Below are 19,358 nucleotides of genomic sequence, written 5' to 3'. Positions count from 1 at the left end.
TCCTCGGCGGCCCGTCGACCGACTCGACGTCACGGACGACACCGCATCTTCAGAGACAGAGGATGTCCGGAGACCGGCAGCGTGGCGGAGTGAGGCGCCCGGCGCGTCAGACGTAGCGCCCGATCACGTCGAGCAGCGCGCCGAGGCGGACGGGCTTCTTCAGGATATCGACGTGTCCGAGCTCCGCCGCCCGCGGCGCCGCCCCCGCCGTGAACACGACGACGGGGACGCCGGCGATCGCGGGCGTGCGCAGCTGCTCTGCGCGGAAGGCATAACCATCCATGACGGGCGTCATCAGGTCGAGCACGATGAGCGCCGGCGTCGGCCCCTCGCGCAGCCTGGCCAGCGCCTCGGCGCCGTTCGCGGCCGTCGTCACCTCATAGCCCTCGCCCGACAGGACATCGACGAGCGCGCCCATGAGGCCCGGGTCGTCCTCGACGACGAGGATCGTCCTCGGCGGCGAAGGGGCGCGCTCCGCGAGGGCCCCGCCGGTCGCGCGCGGCGACGGCGAGCCGGACGGATGGCCGCGATTCACCCTGCTCCCCCGACGCCGCTCCGGCGCGCGGGACCGCGCGTGACACCATCGATGTCGCCCGCGCGCGGTCCGCTCCCGTCCATCGACGGAGCCATAAGGCTTCCCTCCACACCGCGCAATTTGAATCGCGCCGCGGGTCGAAACGCGCGCCGCGCGCCGCGGGATCGCTCGCGACGAGCCGCGCAGGGAGGCGCGAGAAGCGAGCTCTTCAGGGGCGGCGCGGAGCGCCCCGCGCGAGCGGGCGACGGTACGACGGCTGCATACCCGCTCACCATGAACGTGGCCGTGATCTTCTATTCTCTCTACGGCGATACGGCCGCGCTCGCGGCCGCCGTCGCGCAGGGCGCCGAGCAGGCCGGGGCGACGGTGCGGCTGCGGAAGCTCGCTGGCCTCGCGGCGCCAGACGGCCGCGCGAGGACGAGTGAGCGGATCCGTGCCACCCGGGAACACCTCGCCTCCGTCCCGCTGGCGCGGGTCGACGACCTCCTCTGGGCGGACGGCATCGCCCTCGGCTCGCCCGCGCGCTATGGCGCGATGAGCGCGGAGCTCCGGCGCTTCCTCGATGGCTCTCCTCATCTCGCGGGAGATCTCGCCGGCAAGGTGGCCTGTGTGTTCTGCTCGCCGTCTCCCATCCAGGCAGCGCAGCGCGCGGCGCTCCACGCGATGATCGCCGCCCTCCTCCGCCAGGGAGCCCTGGTCCAGGCCCCCGCTCGCGCGGAGATGGATGCGGCGAGCGCCGCGGCGCAGCGCGGCGGCCCGCCCTGGGCGGCTGGGGGCGAAGCATCCGCCCGGCTCGATCTCGCCCCGGCGCGCGCGCTCGGCCGACGGCTCGCGCTGGTCGAGCGGCGGATTCACGGGTAGGCGCGGAGACCCGGCCGATCCGTCGGCCTGTGCCGTGACGGCGCCGGCGCGCGCCAGCCCTGGAGTCCCGGACAAGCGAGCATCAAATCAGCACGAGCGCGCCTCGCCGTGGCGCATGCGGAGAGCGCGGCCGCGATGGGCTGTTACACCTCGGCCCCGATACCTCGCTACCGGTCAAAACCGGACGCATCGCCAGGCGGGGCCCTACGGGCCTCGGGCGATCCGCCCCCACCGTGGACAGGAAGAAGGCCCAGCGACCCATGAGCGCACCGGCTCACCGCAAGAACTATCGCCCTTCGCCGCCGCGGCGCGAGGGCAGGACATCGAGGCTCTCCCCGAGGACCACGCTCGCCGCGCCCAGCCGCTCGGCCAGCGCGGAGCGGCTCCGGTTCTTCCTCCGGGTGGGCGCCTATTTCAAGGGCGAGTGGGCGCGCCTCGGGGCGCTCTGCCTGCTGGTCGGCGTCTCCATCGCGATAAGCCTGCTCCAGGTGTGGCCGGTCGCCGTGATCGTGGACCTCATCTCGACCGGGCCGCGCCAGGGGGACCTCGTGCATCGCCTGCTGCTCGCGCCGCTCCCGGACAGCCTGCTCGGGCGCGTCCTCGGGCTCGCGGCGATCACGCTCGTCCTCCGCGTCGCGCAGGAGTTCGTGGGCATGGGCCGCACCCTGCTCAACTTCCGCATCGGCTACGGCGGGCTCATGCGCGTGCGCTGCGACCTGTACCGGAAGCTCCAGGCGCTCCATATCGGCTACCACCGCGCGCAGCCGCAGGGCGACGCGCTCTACCGCCTCAACCAGGACGCCACGGGGTTCCACGGGATCCTCAACGTGGCCGTCGCGGTGATGGGCAGCGCGCTGACGCTCGCGGTCATGCTCTGCATCATGGCGTCGCGCAGCCCGGCGCTCACCCTGCTCGCGCTCGCGGTGGTGCCGCCGCTGCTCCTCACGAACGTCAAATTCGGGCGCGCGCTGCACCGGAAGTGCACCGAGGCGAAGGAGGTCGAGAGCGAGCTCACGACGTCCGTGCAGCGCTCGATGGCGTCGATCGGGCTCGTCCAGGCGTTCGGGCGCGAGGCGGACGAGGAGGCGCGCTTCCACGCGACGCTGGGCAACAGCGTGAAGGCCTGGCTCAGGCTCCACCACGACGAGCTCCGCCACACGCTCACCGTGGGCTCGATCCTCGGGCTCGGCGGCGCGCTCGTGCTCGGCTACGGCGGCTACCTCGTCGTCGAGGCCCGCGCGGGCGCGGGCGACCCCGGCATGACGCTGGGCGCGCTCACGGCGTTCCTCGGCTACCTGGGCATGCTCTACGACCCGCTCTGCAAGCTGACCGGCGCCGGCGCCGCGGTGCAGGGCGGCGTCGCGGGCGCGCAGCGCGTCTTCGAGGTGCTGGACCGCGACCAGGCGGTGATCGACACGCACGACGCGGCCGCGCTGCCGCGGCAGCCGCGCGCGCTCGAGCTCGAGGGCGTCGGGTTCGAGTACCGCCCGGGCCACCCGGTGCTGCGCGGGATCGACGCGACGATCCGCCCGGGAAAGATGGTCGCGTTCGTGGGCTCGGTCGGCTCCGGCAAGACCACGCTGCTCAGCCTGCTGCCGCGCTTCCACAACCCGACGCGCGGCGCGCTGCGGCTCGACGGCATCGACACGCGCGCGATCCGCATGGCCGACCTGCGCCGGCACATCGCGCTCGTCCTCCAGGACGGCATCCTCTTGCCCGCGACCATCGCGGAGAACATCGCCTACGGCCGCCCCTCCGCGACCGACGCCGAGATCCGCAGGGCGGCCGAGATGGCGGGGGCGGCGGGCTTCGTCGAGGCGCTGCCGGACGGCTACGCGACGCAGATCGCCGACGGCGGGCTGAACCTGTCGGCCGGCCAGCGGCAGCGCATCGCGATCGCGCGCGCGCTGCTGACGGACGCGCCCATCCTGGTGCTCGACGAGCCGACCGACGGCCTCGACGCCGAGCACGAGCGGACCATCGGCGAGGCGCTGCGCGCGCTGAAGGGGCACCGGACCATCGTGCTGATGAGCCACCGCCTCAGCACCGTCGTCGACTGCGACGAGATCTACGTGATGGAGCGCGGCCGCGTCGTCGAGCGCGGCGCGCACGCGGATCTCCTGCGGCGGGGCGGCGTCTACACCGAGATGGCGCGCTGGCAGCTGCTGCACACGGGCCACGCCGGCGTGCACCCGGGGCATGCCAGCGCGCCGCCGAGGAGCAGCCCGCGCCGCGCCCACCCCCCGGCGCCCTCGGAGTCGTACCGGGGTGACGACGCCCTGTGGGCTGACGATGGGCTGATGGGCTGATGGGCTGAGCCTGCACGGATCTGGACGGACGCGGCGTCGACGACGCGCGACGCCGCGCTTTCCGGCCCGCCCGGCGCCCCGGACCGCCCCGGGACGTGATAGAGCTGCGGGTGCGCGCGCGCCGCGCCTGACGCCGGATCGCCATCGATGCTGCGGGCCACGAACATCGACAGCCTGAGCCGCGGGACGTTCGACGTCCTCGTCCTGGGCGCCGGGATCAACGGCGCCGTCGCGGCCGCCGCCCTCGCCGCGAAGGGGGCGAAGGTCGCGCTGATCGACCGCGGCGACTTCGCGGGCTTCACCAGCCAGGAGTCGTCGAACCTCGCCTGGGGCGGCATCAAGTACATGGAGAGCTTCGAGTTTCCGCTCGTGCGGAAGCTCTGCGTGTCGAGGAACCTGCTCCTCAGGAGCTACCCCTCGACGGTGCAGGAGATCCGGTTCTACACCGCCCACGAGCGGGGCTTCCGCCACGGCCTGTTCAAGCTCTTCCTCGGCACGTGGCTCTACTGGATCATCGGCAGCTTCTTCACGAAGATCCCGCGCCTGCTCTCCCGCCGGACGATCGCGCGGGAGGAGCCGATCATCGACCTGGAGGGCTGCGACGGAGGATTCGAGTACTCCGACGCGTACCTGGTCGACAACGACGCGCGCTTCGTCTGGGGCTTCGTCCGCTCCGCGCTCGATCACGGCGCGCGCGCCGCCAACTACGTCGAGTCGCTCGGCGCGCGGCGCGACGGGGACGCGTGGCTCACGCGCGCGCGAGACGTCCTGTCGGGCCGGGAGCTCACCATCCGGTCGCGCGTGCTCGTGAACGCCTGCGGGCCGTTCGTCGACGCGCACAACGCGCTGACGGGCCAGCGGACGAGCCACCGCCACATCTTCTCGAAGGGCATCCACCTCATCGTCGAGCGGCTCACCTCGAGCCGGCGCGTGCTCACGTTCTTCGCGGACGACGGCCGGCTGTTCTTCGTCATCCCGATGGGGCCGAGGACGTGCATCGGCACGACCGACACCCGCGTCGAGCGCCCGCACACCGAGGTGACCGCCGAGGACCGCCGGTTCGTGCTCTCCAACATCAACAAGCGGCTCAGGCTGCCCCGGCCGCTGACCGAGGCGGACATCATCGCCGAGCGCTGCGGGGTGCGCCCCCTGGCGGTCCAGGAGGGCGGCGGCGCGGCGGACTGGCTGCAGCTGTCGCGCAAGCACGTCATCGAGGTGGACCGGCAGCAGGCCCACGTGAGCGTCTTCGGCGGCAAGCTCACCGACTGCATCAACGTGGGCGACGAGATCTGCGCCGCGGTGCAGGAGCTCGGCGTCGCGCTGCCCCGCCCGGCGCAGCGCTGGTACGGCGAGCCGGGCGAGCGAGCGCGCGCCGCGTTCTTCGAGGAGGCGCGCCGCCTCGAGCTCGACGCGCTGACGCCGCCGCGCTCGTCCGAGCCGCTCAGCGCGCGCCTGTGGCGCCGGTACGGGGCCGAGGCGCTCGAGCTGCTCGAGGCGATCCAGCGCGACCCGCGCATGGCCGACGCGCTGATCGAGGGGGTGGACGACCTGCGGTGCGAGGTCGCGCACGCCGCGCGGCGCGAGATGATCGCGAAGCTCGACGACTTCCTCAGGCGGCGCACGAAGATCTCGCTCCTGGTCCGCCGCGAGGAGCTCGCGCGCTCGCCCGGGCTCCGCGAGGCGTGCCGGATCCTGTTCGGGGACGAGGCCGACCTGCGGCTGGAGGAGTACTTCCAGGGATCGCCCGGGACCGCTCACGCCGATAGCGCCTGTGGTCGGGAGTGTTACTCCGCCTCGGACTTCACCCCATAGACAAGCATGTAGGTCGACAAGGCAGGATGTGCCGTGACAATCGGGCTTGCTATCCGCTGAATCCGCCAGACATGAACACCTCCACACGAGGGCGGCCCGCGGCTCGACATCGAGCTCGCAGGCAGACGGACGTGTCAAGCGCGCACCTGCGCGCGCCGCGTGTGCGGCGATACCGGCGGGAGCGATGCTGGCCCCTCGATTGACGAGGGTAGCTGCCGTCCGGTGTTGCGGCCCACGCCGACGCCCCCAGTGCGCCAAGCTCGATCGGAATGTCGTGGGCGCCTCCCGTGGGCGCTTGACAGGTAGGGTTGCGGGTCGTCTAGGCTATCTACCAGGATGACCAGGAGGGCATGAGCGGGGTGGAAAGGACATGCAGGCGCTCCACACGGGGAAGGCGGTCAGCGATCGAGGCCGCCCTGGCGCACCTCGCGTATCCAGCGCGCGTCGCGCACCGCTTTCTCTCATCGTGTATGCCGCGAGACAACCACCTGGCTGCCGCTGCTCGGTCCGGCGCATCTCGCCCTGATAACAACACCACGGCCGTGCCTGTCCGGCTCGAGGAGGCCCGGCGCTCGCCTGGCCGGCCGCTCCGCTCCGCGCGCGCGCCGGCGGCCCTCGTCGCGGCGGCGCTGCTCCTCGGGTGCTGTCTCCTGCTGATCAGCCCGCCGACCACGGCCGGCCCCCAGGCCACGCTCTATGTCTATGCGGTGACGCCGCTCCGCGCTCGCGCCCTCGAGCAGAAGATCGAGGAGTCGATGCCCGGCGTCGATGTCACGGTGTTTGGCAAATTGAGCGATTTCAAGACGGCGCTCGAGGCGAGCCCGCCCAACGCGGCGCTCTCGCCAACGCCGGTCCTGGCCTCGCTCAACCGGGCGCCCGACCTCCAGGGCGTGAGGGCGGGGAGCGACGTGGAGCAATATCTCCTGGTCTCCACGAGGTCGCTGACCAAGGACATGCTCTCGTCCCTCAGGTACGGGATGGTCGACCTGGTCGAGCGCAGAGCGCTCCCGAAGTTCGTCGCCGGGCTCCTGGGCGTGAGCGCGACGCCAGACGTCCAGCGCGTCACGAAGGTCGAAGATCTGCTGCAGCTGCTCCAGTTCCAGACGGCCGACGCGGTGCTTCTCCCGGAGCGCTTCCGCTCCGATTTCGAGTCGAAGAGCAAGATGAGCTTCACGATCCTCAGCCTCCCGACCGCCAGGGTCGGGCACGTGGCGGTCACGTTCCTCAGCGACCGCCAGCCTGTCGAGAACGCGATCCGGAAGCTCCCCAAGGCCGTGCTGGCCGATCTGGGGGTGGACGAATGGAAATGAGGTCGACGCGTCCCCGCTATCGCCGTCTGCTCTGGCGAGCCCCCGTCCTCGCGGGCCTCGTGTTGACCCTGGGCTGCTCGTCGGGCCCCGCCTCGCACACCGCGAAGGACCCGGATCCGCTGGCGGCGCTGCCGCCTCCGGACGGGAGGCCCGCCATCTCCATCATCGCCCCGTCGGACTCGCAGCTCGACGACATGCTGAAATCGCTCCGCGTCGAGCTGTCCGAGTCCTACCGCGTCACCATTTCGCCGATACGCGTCGAGGGCTCGAGCCCCGAGCTCATGGCGCAGATCGTGGCGCGGGATCGCCCGCGGGCGGTGGTGCTCGTCAACAACTCGACCGTGCTCCTGTACCGCAGCTGGGCGCGGACCGTCGCGGCGCCGCCCGTCGCGCTGATCCTGATGGCGTCCTTCGCCGAGGAGCTCCAGCGCACCGTCCCCAACTCGGTGGCGATCTCCTACGAGGTGCCTGCGGTCACGGCCATGGTGGGGCTGCGGACGCTGGGCCTCGATGTGCGTCGGATCGGCGTCGTGTACCGCCAGGGCTTCGCGAGCCATATCGCCCGGCAGGAAGCCCTCATGCAGGTCGAGAAGCTCACCTTCGTGAGGCAAGAGCTCTCGAACAGGCCGCGTGTGCAGGACCTCCGCGCCGCGCTGGTGAACCTCCAGCGCGACACCGTTGACGCGATCTGGCTGCCGAACGACAATGGCCTGCTGAACCCGAGGTTCCTGACCAACGTCTGGCTTCCTTATGTTGGTCGGCTCGGCGCGCCCGTGGTGGTCGCCGTACCTTCGCTCGTGAACGAGCACGCGGAGTTCGGGACGTTCGCGGCCATCCCTGACACACAGGCGCTCGCGGTGCAGGCCTCTGATCTCCTCTACGAGCTCGCGGACGCCGAATGGAAGCTCCGGGCGTCGGACGTCCGCCTGCCCATCTCCGTGAAGCGCCTCGTCGACGTGAGGCTGGCGCGTCGCTTCGGCCTCGATTCCAGCCAGTTCGGGCAGGTTGATTTTCTCATCGGTCGGTGAGCGCGTGTCGGTGGGAATGGAGTCCCGGAGGAGGTTCTCATGATTCGGGTGCTCGTGATCGATGACGACGACATTGCTCGCGAAGCGATGTGCGCCGTGCTGGTCAAGGCTGGCTTCTACGTCTTCGAGCTGGCCACCCCGATCGGCGCGACGTCGGTGATCAAGCGCGACGGGATCACCGCCGTCGCGCTCGACATCAACATGCCCACCATCAACGGCGACAAGCTGGCCAAGCTGCTCCGGGAGAACGCGCAGCTCGCGAACCTGGGGATCGTCCTCGTCTCCGGCTGTGACATCGAGCAGCTGAGCGCGCTCGGGGAGAAGGTCGGCGCCGACGGCATCGTCTCGAAATCCAAGCTGCACGTCGCCCTGGCGCCGGCGATCGAGCGCGCGGTGGCCGCGCGCGCCGCCAAGAGCAGCAGCACGCCTGCGGCGGTGCCCTATCCCAATGCTGGCCCGCCTTCCTCGTCGCGGCGCCCCAGGTAAGCGATGGCTACCCCGAACATCCACGGGTCGCTCCGCATCAAGCTGCTGCGCCTGATCCTGGGCGCGCTGCTGCTGCTCGGCGGCGCCACGCTGCTGTCGATCGGCGCCCTCATCTACTCCGCGGATCGCGAGGTCCAGGCGAAGCGCGAGCAGGAGCTCCTCGCCAGCCTCGAGGAGAAGGCCCGCCTGCTCGGCTTCAACCAGGCGCTGGCCCTGCGCAGCCTGGTGGCCGACAACCTCTTCGGGGACGTCAAGGCGCTCATTTACCAGACCGTCTCGGAGAACAACGACATCGCCTATGGGCTGTTCTTCGACGCGGAGGGCCGGGTGTGGGCGGCGAGCGGCCTCGGCCAGGCGAGCAGCGCGAAGGACGCGCCGCCCCTCACCGCGAAGGACCTCCAGGCCCTCGGGATCAGCGCGGAGCACAGCCCCCGGCCCGTGCTGCGGCGGCGGGCGAACCCGATGGGCGGCGACGACGTCCTGGAGGTCGCCGCCCCGGTCGTCTCCGAGGGGACCCACGCCGGGACGGTGATCTACGGCATCAGCACGAAGGGCGTCGTCGAGCGCATGGTCCAGGCCCGGAGCCTCGCCTCCGCCCGCCTCGTGACCACGCTCGGGCTGATCGGGGCGCTCATCCTCGGCAGCGTCGCGGCCAGCTACTTCCTCGTCAAGCGGGTCGCGGTGCACATCACCGAGCCGCTGCTCGCGCTGCGCTCGGCGGCGGGGGCCATCGCCACCGGCCTCCGCTCGAGCTCGCCGTCGGACCAGGCGACCGGCGTGCAGCTGAAGCAGTGGGAGCGCGTGCAGATCGCGAGCGGCGACGAGCTCGAGCTGCTCGGCGCGGCGTTCAACAGCATGGTCGAGGCGAACGAGCAGGCGTTCGAGGAGCTGCGCGTCAAGACCGAGCAGGCCCTCGAGGCCTCCCGGCTGAAGAGCGAGTTCCTCGCCAACATGAGCCACGAGATCCGGACTCCCATGAACGGGATCCTCGGGGTCATCCGGCTCATGCAGAACCAGGCGCTCGACGGCAAGATGCGGCGTTACGTGGAGACCGTCGACGCCTCCGCGAACACGTTGATGGCGATCATCAACGACGTCCTCGACTTCTCGAAGCTCGAGGCCGGCAAGTACGTGGCGCAGCACGTCTCCTACGATCTGCGCCTCGTCATCCAGGAGGTCGCGGAGCTGATGGCGAGCCAGGCGCACGAGAAGGGGCTCGAGCTCGTGTACCGCGTGGAGCGCCGCGTCCCCACGGGCGTCGTGGGCGACCCCGACCGCTTTCGCCAGGTGCTCACCAACCTGGTAGGCAACGCGATCAAGTTCACCGAGCGCGGAGAGGTGCTGATCGACGCCTCGGGGGGTCAGCAGGACAAGACCTCGGCGCTCATCAAGCTCGCCGTCGTGGACACCGGCCCCGGCATCGCCGCCGACGACCAGAAGAAGCTCTTCTCCGCCTTCACGCAGGTGGACGGCTCGATGGTCCGCAACCACGGCGGGACGGGCCTCGGGCTCGCGATCAGCAAGCGCCTCGTGGAGGTCATGGGCGGCGAGATCGCCGTCGAGAGCACCCCGGGGCAGGGCAGCAAGTTCTGGTTCACGATCAAGGTCGGGGTCACGGCCGGGGGCGAGCAGATCCGGTCCGCCGAGTGGGCGAGCGGGCGCCGCGCGCTCGTGGTGGAGATCAGCAAGAGCTGGCGCGACGTCGTCGTGGAGCACCTCGTGGCCTGGGGCTTCGACGCCGAGTCCACCGCGTCCGGGCGAGACGCCATCAACCGGCTGGAGCTCGCGCAGCTCGAGAACCGGCCGTTCAGCGCCGCCGTCGTCGGCGTCCAGATGGACGATCTCGGCCTGGAGGAGTTCCTCCGGACCATCCAGTCGGTGCCTGGGCTGCAGACGCTGCCCGTGGTCGCGCTCTACCACATGGGCTCGAGCGTGGCCCTGAGCGGGCTCGACTCCAGCCTCGTCACGCAGCTCCCGAAGCCGCTGCGCGTGTCCGAGCTCTACAACACGCTGCAGAGCGCGCTCACGGGCACCAAGGCCGCGCCCGTCAGCAAGCCTGGCGTGGAGCCGGGCAAGATCGCGAGCAAGCTCCCCGTGCTGGTCGTCGACGACAACGAGATCAATCGCTACGTGGCGATGGAGCAGGTGGAGCAGCTGGGCCTGCGCGTGGAGACCGCCGCCAATGGCCTGGAGGCGCTCGAGTGCGTCAAGCGGAAGCAGTATGTCGCCGTGCTCATGGACTGCCAGATGCCGGTCATGGACGGGTACACGGCCACGCAGAAGATCCGCGAGTGGGAGAGCGACAGGAATCGCCACACGGTGATCATCGCGCTGACGGCGCACGCCCTCGTCGGCGAGCGGGACCGGGTGCTGGCCGCGGGGATGGACGACTACCTGGCCAAGCCGGTGCGCCCGCAGTCCCTGCAGAAGACGTTGTGGCGGCACGTGGTCCTGCACCGGGACGAGCCGGAGCCGGTCTCTGCGCGCGCCAGCAACGGCAAGCAGCCGGCGGCCCTGCCGGTGCTCGACCCCGAGGTGCCGCGCTCGCGGAAGCTCATCGAGCTCGTCCTGAAGAACGTCCCGTCGCAGCTCGACGGCCTGGAGGCGGCCATCCGCGAGACCCTCACCGCGGAGGTGAAGGCGAGCGCGCACAAGCTGAAGGGCAGCATGCTCTCGATCGGCGCGTCGCGCGTCGCGGAGCTGGCGGAGAAGATGCAGCACGCGGCCGGCCAGGGCGAGCTCCCTCGGACGGACGACCTGGCGCGGCTACGGCAAGAGTTCGATTCCGTCAGCATCGCCCTGCGGGAGGAGCTCTTCGCAGCCGAAGCCGAAGTGAGCGTTGCGCGCAATTTGTCCTAGTCAAAGGCTCAGAACCAATCGCACCCGCATGACCTTTGTCTCGCTCGAAACCAAGTGGATTGTCGCGCTGGTGATCGCCGCGACGCCGGGGCTCGCATGGGCTCAGCCCACCGCCGCCACAGCGCGGGGGGCGCCGAAGGCCACGGGGAGCGAGCACCGGAACGACGCGCTCGAGGACGTCGACCTCCTCAGGCTGCTCGACGTCGAGGTGTCGACCGCCACGAAGACGCTGGAGACGCTCGACGACGCGCCTGCCATCGTGACGGCGATCACCGCGGAGGAGATCCGGCGCTGGGGTTACGAGAGCGTCGGCCAGGTGCTCAGGCACGTCATCGGGTTCTATCTGATCGACGACCACATCCTGCCGAACGCCGGCGTGCAGGGCATGACGGGCGGGCTGGGGTCCGAGAGCGGCGGTATCAAGGTGATGATCGACGGGCGCTCGGTCGCGTTCCGGACCACCAGCGGCAACTGGCTCGGGACGGAGCTGATCCCGCTGTCGGCCATCAAGCAGATCGAGATCGTCCGCGGCCCGGCGTCGGCGCTCTATGGCGCGGACGCGTTCCTCGGCGTCGTCAACATCATCACGCTGTCGCCGGAGGATATCCCCTTCGTCGACGCCACGGCGCACGCCGGCCTGACGCTGGACAACCCGAGCGGCCGCCTCGACGCCGTGGGAGGGATGTTCACCGACCGCTTCGATATGATGTTGACCGCCGCGGCGGAGCTCGGCGATCGAAGCGGCCTGAAGCTGCCCGAAGGGTCTCCGCTCCCCCGCAAGCCGGCGTACAACGAGGGACGCTTCGTCGCCGAGAACCTCAGGCGGTCGGCGGCCGTCCTCGGCTCACGCCTCGCCTTTCGCGATCCGGACCACGGTCACCACCTCATCGTCAGCGGCTACTGGTCGGCCTTCAGGCGCGGCGGCGACTTCGCGCAATGGGCGCAGCTCACCGGCGGAACGGACGCGAAGGGGCGTTCAGCCGGCACCGTGGTCAACCTGCAGCAACACCGCGTGGCGGTCGACGGGCTCCTCCAGCTGAACCGGGAGTTCGCGCTCGCGGTGCAGGGGATGTACTTTCAAGGCGGCGTCCTCCCGGGGGACCGCGTCGACGTCGCTGGCGGCTGGTACTACATCGAGCGGCGCATGGCCTACCGCGGCGTCGACGCGAACGTCGAGCTCCGGTGGGTTCCCCTGGACCGCTTCAACGTGCTCCTGAACCTGGAGTCCGTCTACGACCAGGAGGATCTCCCCTCCTTCCGTCGGGTGAGCAAGGACACGGGGCAGACCTTTGGCTCGCCGGAGCGCGAGCGCCTCTCGGCCGAGCTGGTCGACGTAGGGGCGCTGCTCAGCGCCAACCTCAAGGTGCTCGATCCATGGCTGAAGCTGACGGGGGGAGTCCGCTACGATCACCACAGCAGGTATGAGAATCAGCTGACCGGCCGGTTCGGCGCTACCTCGCACCTGGGGAAGACGGTCGTGGCCAAGCTGCTGTACGGCAGCGCCTTCAAGGCGCCGTCCCCGTACCTGCTGTACGCCGAGCCCCTCGTGCCGGGCGACGTGATCGGGAACGACGACCTGAAGTCCCAGGTCATCCACACGCTGGACACCGAGGTGACGTGGCGGCCCGCTGCTTCGTTCTCGGCGAGCACCGGCGTCTCGTACAGCCGCCTGAACGACAAGGCAGAGTTCGTCCCGCGGGGCATCAACCAGACGGCCCAGAACGTCGCCACCCAGATGTCCGTGATCTGGGCGACGCGCGCCGAGCTGCGGCGCGGCGAGAACCTGGGCGGCTACGGGTCCTTCGAGACCGTGTACTCGACCAGGGACTCCGGCCAGGTCGGGTACCAGGCGGAGCTCGTCGGTCCGGCGATGGTCGCCTACCCGCGCTGGATCGCTCGAGCCGGCGCCTACGTGAAGCTGCCGTCGCCGAGATCCATCCCGCTGGAGCTCTCGACGCAGGGGATCCTCGTGGGCCCCCGGCGGGCGGCGGACGCGAGCATCCTCGAGAAGGGTGGCAGCTTCGACCTGCCCACGTACCTCTGGTGGAACGCCAGCCTCGTCGCGCGCAACCTGTGGGTCATCCCGGGCCACGAGACGACCGTCGCGCTGCGCGCCAAGAACATCCTCGGCGCCAGCGGTCCCGACCCCGGGTTCTCTGGCTTCGAGTACCCGCTGGCGCCGCGCGAGCTCTACCTCGAGCTACGGCACCGCTACTGACTGGAGCCGATCGCGTCGAGGAGGTCGTTGTAGGCGTCGACCTCGTTCCCGACCCCACGACGGGCGGGTCCGCTGCCTCGATTCGAGGACCGATGGTCAAGGACGACGCACGTCGGCAGCGCCGACGACACCGCTATTCATTTGCGCCGATCGAGTCGAGGAAGGCGTTGTAGGCGTCGACCTTGTCCCCCGGGACCACGTCGATGCCGAGGTTGAACAAGCTGCCATCGATCAGCTGCGGCGCGAGGATCTCCTTGGTCGCTTCGAGGCCGATGCTCCTGATGCCGTAGAGGATGTAGGGCACGAGGTACCCCTCGTAGTACTGCCGCTGGATGTGCGTTGCCTTGATGCGCCCCTCGCGCATGTAGTCGACGGTCCTCGCATCGAAGTCGAAGGCGACGATGGGGAGGTCCGGCTTGCCCGCGGCGTCCGCGGCCATCGCGCACCGAAACGAGAGGTTGAACATACCGAGCAACCCCACGACCGGCGGGTCTGCGGCCTCGATCTTGTCCTTCATCCATTCGACGTCATCGGCCTCGCCCTCGTCACCCCAAGTGACCTGGCGCACCAGGACCTCATAACCGGCCGCCTCGAGCACGCCCTGGGCGCCCTGCGTTCGATCCAGCCCGTCGGCCCAGGTCGGGTCGCTGCTGCCGTGGATCACCACCGTACCCGGCGCCGGGGGCAGCATCCCGCGCAGGGTCTCCCCTGCCTTGGCGCCGGCGGACGAGTTGAGGGTCCCGACGTAGATCGCGCGCTTCGAGGCCTGCAGGTCGCTGTCGAGCGTCACCACGTGGACCCCCTTCGCGATGGCCTTGTCGAGCACGGCGACGCTGGCGTCGCCGAAGGGCGAGATGCCAATCCCTTGGGCGCCATCCATCACCGTCTGTTCGATCTGCTCGTTCTGGAGCCTCATGTCTTCCTGCTGATCGCCCGGCTCCTGGATGGGCCCGATCACGTTCCCCGTGACCCCGAGCTCCCCCATGGCTCGGTTCGCGCCCGTGGCGATCGGCGCGAAGAACGTGGAGAGGGTCTTCAGCATCACCGTCATCTGCATCGACTCGGTCGAGCTCTTGTTGATCTCCGCGACGAGGTTGTCGATGGTCGTCTCGAGCTCTCTCGGGGTGAACTCGTTCTCCAGGGCCGGCGCCCGCCGGATGGGCGTGACTTTCCCGCCCTCGATGGATGCATCGTCCGATCCGCACGCCGCCGTCAGCAGCGAGAGCCCGAGGGCCGCCATCCAGCATCGTCCAACTCTCGTCATGAGACCCCTCCTTGTTGGTGATTCGCTCGGTCGAGCGCGGTGCCCCCGCGTCGAAGTCATGCTTGCAGCGGGCTCATTTCCAGGCCTCGCATGTGATGGGGACAGAGGCGACATCGACGAATTTGCCTCCATCGATGGTCCATTTCTGCATGAAATAATGCGCGTTCGCCCCGTACATGTCGAACTCGTATTCGGCGGCTGCTCCGACGTACCGCTGGCGGGTGCCCGCGCGGAGCCTGGCCATCGCCGCCTCCAGGTCCCTCCACGAGGCCGCTTCGTGGTCTGGGCTGTTGAGCCCGCGGATGATGTTCCGCAGATCATGGCCGGAGGAAGGGATCGCCCCGCTCGTCGCCTGGGCGTACACGAGGCCCATCGCGATGAGGACGACGCCGTCGTAATAGAAGTGAGCTGCGGGGAGCGGCACCTCGCCGCCCCACCGGCGGGAGAAGTGCTCGATGAAGGCGGCGGCGTTCCCGGTCGTGCAGTCGGCCGTCTCCTCGGCTCCGTCGGTGATCTGGCACTCGCTCCGCAGGCTGAGCGACGGCGAGACCCCGAAGAACCCGTCGAGAGAGCCTGTCGGGATGTTGGCGAGGAGCACCTCGGTGCGCAGCGCGGGACCGAGTAACCAGGTGCCCGGCCTGCCGGAGACGGCCCATTCGGTCACGATGGTCGAGGCGGTGGCCGGATGGGCGGCCAGGAGCGTGCGGCCAGCGTCGAAGTCGAAGGCGGTGGAGATCTTCTTCGTGTACGTTTGTTCGCCCGACGTGAACGTCACCGAGGGGAGAACTCTGCCCTTGAGCGCCGCGAAGTGGGTGGTGAAGCTGCTGCTGACGCTGGCGTTGTAGTCGTCCCGCGCGGCGAGGCTGTTCGCTGTATCGGTGCCCTCGCGAACGGCGATCTTCGCCAGCGCGCAGCCGACGTCGAAGGGGGAAGGGGCGAGCCGCATCCAGCCTCCCGTCGTCGCGCTGCGCGCCACCGTGGGCGCGGCATACCCCGGCAGCATGTGAAACAGATCGAGCCCCTGCATGTCCTGCGCGATGTTGCGGGCGAGATCGTTCTCTTCGGGCCCCATCACGTAGGACACCCGATCCGTGTAAATCAGCTCGAGCAGCTGGTCTAACCCTCGCTTCGAGCTCGAGTGGCTGTCACGGCTCCGGAGGTCGAACGGCCTCCCGTCGAGCCCGCCGGCGGCATTCAGGTCCTCGATCGCGAGCAACATCGCCTGCTCGAGGTTGCGGCCGATGGCCGACTCGCTGCCGGAGAAGGGCAGGACGGTCCCGATGACGACCGCGCCCTCGGGGTGCTCGGGCGCCGTCGGCGAACATGACGTAGAGAGCAGGGACGCGAGCCCCACGAGCAGCCCGGCCCTCATACAGCGCATGTGTCGTCCCGGATGAGCGAGCGACATCCCGGCTCGATGGAGGCGACGCAGAGCGGCAGGCATCGTGAGGGACATGCTCGACCTTCGCATGGATGACATCGCATCGGGGACCGATCGTCAAGAGGCCGCAATAGCGAACAACGAGGACCTGAGCGGAGGATCACAGGGTAAGTCGACGCCATCATGCAATGGGGATCACAACGTTCAGCACCGTCATGAGCCGCCGTGCTTGTCCGCTGATCGCGGCCTTCAGGCGGATACGTGAGCGTGATCACGAGGGCGGAGGGGCCCTGAGCGCGGAGACGTGCACCTCCGGCGAACCTCGCCCCCAGGATCGTACCGGTGCGCTCCTGCAGCCCCGGCGCGGTCCCCTCGCCGGCCTTTCAGCGCGCCAGCGAACAACCTGTGCTTCACGCCACGTCGAGCGACCTGGAGGGTGGTGAGCTCGCGGTCCAGCTCGGCTTGAAGCCGAGCTCGGCTTGAAGACTGAACGCTGAAAGCTGAAGGCCGATGGCGCCATGCCCACTTGACAGCTCGAGCCGGCGTGGGGTCCGATTATCAATCATCGCAGACGACGCATGCGCTGAATCAGCATGACTCCATGCGACGGCGGCGCGCGGCTCGACTACCCCTGACGCGGGCGAGGACTCGACGCCCATCAGGCGAGCGCCGACTCGCTCGACGCGAGCCAGTAGCGGCGTCTCGGCTCATCGCCCCGGCGCGCCGCAGATCCGGTGGACCAGCTCGAGCAGGGGCTCGATCTGGAGCGGCTTCTTCAGGAGGCCCGCGGCGCGGAGCCGCGACGCCTCGTGCTCGGCCCGCACGTCGGCGGACACGATCACCACCGGGACCGACGCGAGCGCCGGATCGCGCTGGAGCTCGGCGCGGAGCTGCCATCCGTCCATGACCGGCATCATCAGGTCGAGCAGGATCAGCGCGGGCGGCTGGCTCGCTCGCAGCAGCGCGAGCGCCTCGGCGCCGTCCGCCGCCTCCTCGACGTCGTAGCCCTCGAACAGGAGCAGCTGCGACAGGATGCTCCTGATGTCCAGATCGTCCTCGACGACCAGGATGCGGCCCGTTTTCTCGCCCATGCTCGAACCTCACCACGGGCGCGCGCCGCTCGGCGCGCTCCCCCTCCGCTGATCCGCTGAACAGCCCTGCTGCTGGCCGTGATCGATCGAGCGTTCACGGGCCGGTGCGGCACATTGGGCGCGCGCAGCCGCCCTTGCAAGCGGCCGGTCCGCCCGGTGCGCCCGTCCGCCGGGGGCGGGCGCCGCGCCTACTGCGCTGCCTCTTCCGGGTACTCGTCCACGGCGCCGCCCGGGGCGTCCCCGCCCTCGTCGTCGGCGCCGGCGCCGGCGCGCCAGACGGGCAGGAGCACCCGGAAGCACGCGCCGCTGCCGACCTCGCTCTCGACCGCGATCTCGCCCCGGAAGCGCGTCACGATGCCGTGGCAGATCGCGAGGCCGAGCCCCGTCCCCTCCCCGATGGGCTTCGTCGTGAAGAACGGGTCGAAGATGCGGCTCCGGAGCTCGGGCGCGATCCCGGGCCCCGTGTCGCGCACCTCGATGAGCACGCGGCCGGGCGGCGCCAGGGCGGTGGTGATCCGGATCTCGTTCTCCGACTCCTTCCCGTCCGGCAGCGCCTGCGCGGCGTTGACGAGCAGGTTCAGGATCACCTGGCCGAGCTGCGCCTCGTTCGCGTGGACGGGCGGCACCGGGCCGAGCTCCACGACGAGGCGCGCCTTGCTGCGCACCTGCTGCTGCGCCATCCGCAGGACGAGCTGGATGACGCGGTCGACCTCGACCGGGCCGAGCGCCCCGTCGTCGGCGCGCGAGAACGTCTTGAGGCCGCTCACGATGTGCCGGACCCGCGCCCCGCCCTCCGCGGCCTCGTCGAGCGCCGCGATCAGCGCGTCGACGCGCGCGGCGGCGCCCTTGGCGCGGAGCTCCTTGCGCGCGAAATCGACGTTCGCGACCATGTACGCGAGGGGGTTGTTGATCTCGTGCGCCACCCCGGCCGCGAGCGTGCCGAGCGACGCCATGCGATCGGCGAGCTGGAGGCGCGCCTCCATCTGCCGGCGCTCGGTGACGTCGGACACGGCCCCGAGCATCCGGTACGCCTTGCCGGCCCCGTCGCGCAGGACGATGCCCCGGTCGTGGACGTCGGCGTAGCTGCCGTCCGCGAGCAGGCACCGGTACCAGAGCTCGAACGTACAGCCGCCCCCCTCGATCGCGCGCCGCAGGCCGTTCATCACGCGGTCGCGGTCCTCGGGGTGGACCCGCTCGAACCACCACACCGCGTCCTCCTCGATGTCGGCGCCGCCCGTGCCGTAGAAGCTCCGCATGCGCTCGCTCCCGGTGACGCGCCCCGACGAGAGGTCCCAGTCCCAGAACGCGTCGCTCGTCGCGCGCACGACGAGCCGCAGGCGCTCCTCGTTCACGCGGAGCGCGCCCTCGGCGGCCTTGCACGCCGTCATGTCGAGGGTGAAGCAGACGCCGCGATCCCGGGACCCCTCGAGCAGCGCGGGGGCGATGAGCACGGGCAGGCGCCGCCCGGCAGGGAGGAGGAACTCCTTCTCGAACGGCGGGCAGATGCCGTTCTTGAGGACCTCCGAGAGCGCGCGCTCGTCGGCCGCGCGGTGCTCGGACGGCGTGAGCGCCACCCAGCTCAGGCGGCCTGCCTCGAGGTCCTCGCGCGCGCAGCCCACCATGCGGAGGAACGCGTCGTTCGCGTCGAGGATGCCGCCCGCCGCGTCCCAGACGAAGAGGCCGATCATCTCCGTGGACGCGTCGCGGAGGGAGCGCGCCGCGCTCCCGAGCAGCGCGCGCTCCGCGGGCGCGCGGTCGGCCACGTGCGCGGCCGGCCGCCGCACCCACCACACCGCCGCCTCGATCTGGATCGCGATCGACCGCTCGTCCGCCGCCGCCACGGCCGTCGCGCCCGCCTCGAGCAGGGCGGTGGTCGCCTCCGCGCTCCCGGCGACGGCGACGACGGCCACGCGGTCGCCCCCCGGCGCCGCGCGCAGCCGCCGGCACAGCGCGAGCGCCGCATCGAGCGGCCCGTCGGCCGGCACGACGGCCACGTCGAGCGGCTGGGTCGCCAGGAGATCCAGCCCGGCCTCGATGTCCCGCGCCGGGACCGCGACGTGGCCGCGCGCCGCCGCGAGCGCCTGCGCAGCGCCCGCAGAGCCGCCTGGGAAGATCAAGATCCTGGGCTGCTGTGCTCCCGCCACCCGCGCAACATCCCGCGCGCGGCGCGCAGACGCAATACCGGCGCGGCGCTTCCCTCCGCC

General features: G+C 70.6%; 13 protein-coding genes. 8 read left to right on the top strand and 5 right to left on the bottom strand.

Going from position 1 to position 19,358, the window contains the following annotated elements:
* Positions 1–106: 106 nt before the first annotated feature.
* Positions 107–535 carry a response regulator gene (locus tag WME89_RS09285; RefSeq protein ID WP_438008858.1) on the bottom strand — a complete coding sequence of 143 codons (429 nt, stop codon included), beginning with the start codon at positions 533–535 and terminating at the stop codon, positions 107–109.
* A gap of 285 nt (positions 536–820) precedes the next feature.
* Here WME89_RS09285 and WME89_RS09280 point away from each other — a divergent pair, with 285 nt between their 5' ends.
* From WME89_RS09280 to WME89_RS09245, 8 genes are all read left to right on the top strand, one after another.
* The gene (locus WME89_RS09280; RefSeq protein ID WP_438008857.1) at positions 821–1,396 is read left to right on the top strand and encodes a flavodoxin family protein; all 576 of its coding nucleotides are present in this window, start codon (positions 821–823) and stop codon (positions 1,394–1,396) included.
* Between the two features lie 260 nt (positions 1,397–1,656).
* A complete protein-coding gene (locus WME89_RS09275; protein WP_438008856.1) occupies positions 1,657–3,705 on the top strand; it encodes an ABC transporter ATP-binding protein in 2,049 nt (682 codons plus the stop codon).
* Positions 3,706–3,852: 147 nt separating this feature from the next.
* Positions 3,853–5,517 (top strand): glycerol-3-phosphate dehydrogenase/oxidase, encoded by a 1,665-nt coding sequence (locus tag WME89_RS09270; protein ID WP_438008855.1) that lies wholly within the window; start codon positions 3,853–3,855, stop codon positions 5,515–5,517.
* Positions 5,518–6,059: 542 nt separating this feature from the next.
* Positions 6,060–6,827: a hypothetical protein gene (locus WME89_RS09265; RefSeq protein WP_438008854.1), complete on the top strand. Its 768-nt coding sequence runs from the start codon at positions 6,060–6,062 to the stop codon at positions 6,825–6,827.
* Entirely contained in the window at positions 6,824–7,855 is a 1,032-nt protein-coding gene (locus WME89_RS09260; protein ID WP_438008853.1) for a hypothetical protein, read from the top strand. The genes WME89_RS09265 and WME89_RS09260 overlap by 4 nt, the downstream gene beginning before the upstream one ends.
* Positions 7,856–7,894: 39 nt before the next feature.
* A complete protein-coding gene (locus tag WME89_RS09255; RefSeq protein ID WP_438008852.1) occupies positions 7,895–8,341 on the top strand; it encodes a response regulator in 447 nt (148 codons plus the stop codon).
* A 3-nt stretch (positions 8,342–8,344) separates the two neighbouring features.
* Complete coding sequence (locus WME89_RS09250; RefSeq protein ID WP_438008851.1) at positions 8,345–11,200, top strand: response regulator; 2,856 nt, start codon at positions 8,345–8,347, stop codon at positions 11,198–11,200.
* Between the two features lie 28 nt (positions 11,201–11,228).
* The gene (locus tag WME89_RS09245; protein ID WP_438008850.1) at positions 11,229–13,418 is read left to right on the top strand and encodes a TonB-dependent receptor plug domain-containing protein; all 2,190 of its coding nucleotides are present in this window, start codon (positions 11,229–11,231) and stop codon (positions 13,416–13,418) included.
* Between the two features lie 133 nt (positions 13,419–13,551).
* Here WME89_RS09245 and WME89_RS09240 read toward each other — a convergent pair whose 3' ends face one another.
* From WME89_RS09240 to WME89_RS09225, 4 genes are all read right to left on the bottom strand, one after another.
* The gene (locus WME89_RS09240) at positions 13,552–14,682 is read right to left on the bottom strand and encodes a substrate-binding domain-containing protein (RefSeq protein ID WP_438008849.1); all 1,131 of its coding nucleotides are present in this window, start codon (positions 14,680–14,682) and stop codon (positions 13,552–13,554) included.
* Positions 14,683–14,755: 73 nt separating this feature from the next.
* A complete protein-coding gene (locus tag WME89_RS09235; RefSeq protein ID WP_438008848.1) occupies positions 14,756–16,063 on the bottom strand; it encodes an ABC transporter substrate-binding protein in 1,308 nt (435 codons plus the stop codon).
* A 707-nt stretch (positions 16,064–16,770) separates the two neighbouring features.
* Complete coding sequence (locus WME89_RS09230) at positions 16,771–17,154, bottom strand: response regulator (protein WP_437510722.1); 384 nt, start codon at positions 17,152–17,154, stop codon at positions 16,771–16,773.
* 188 nt (positions 17,155–17,342) lie between these two features.
* The gene (locus tag WME89_RS09225; protein ID WP_438008847.1) at positions 17,343–19,271 is read right to left on the bottom strand and encodes a PAS domain-containing sensor histidine kinase; all 1,929 of its coding nucleotides are present in this window, start codon (positions 19,269–19,271) and stop codon (positions 17,343–17,345) included.
* Positions 19,272–19,358 lie beyond the last annotated feature (87 nt).

Source organism: Sorangium sp. So ce321, assembly GCF_051530195.1.
GTDB lineage: Bacteria > Myxococcota_A > Polyangia > Polyangiales > Polyangiaceae > Sorangium.
Note: the sequence above shows the minus strand (reverse complement) of the source record. Positions and strands in the feature narration are given on the sequence as shown.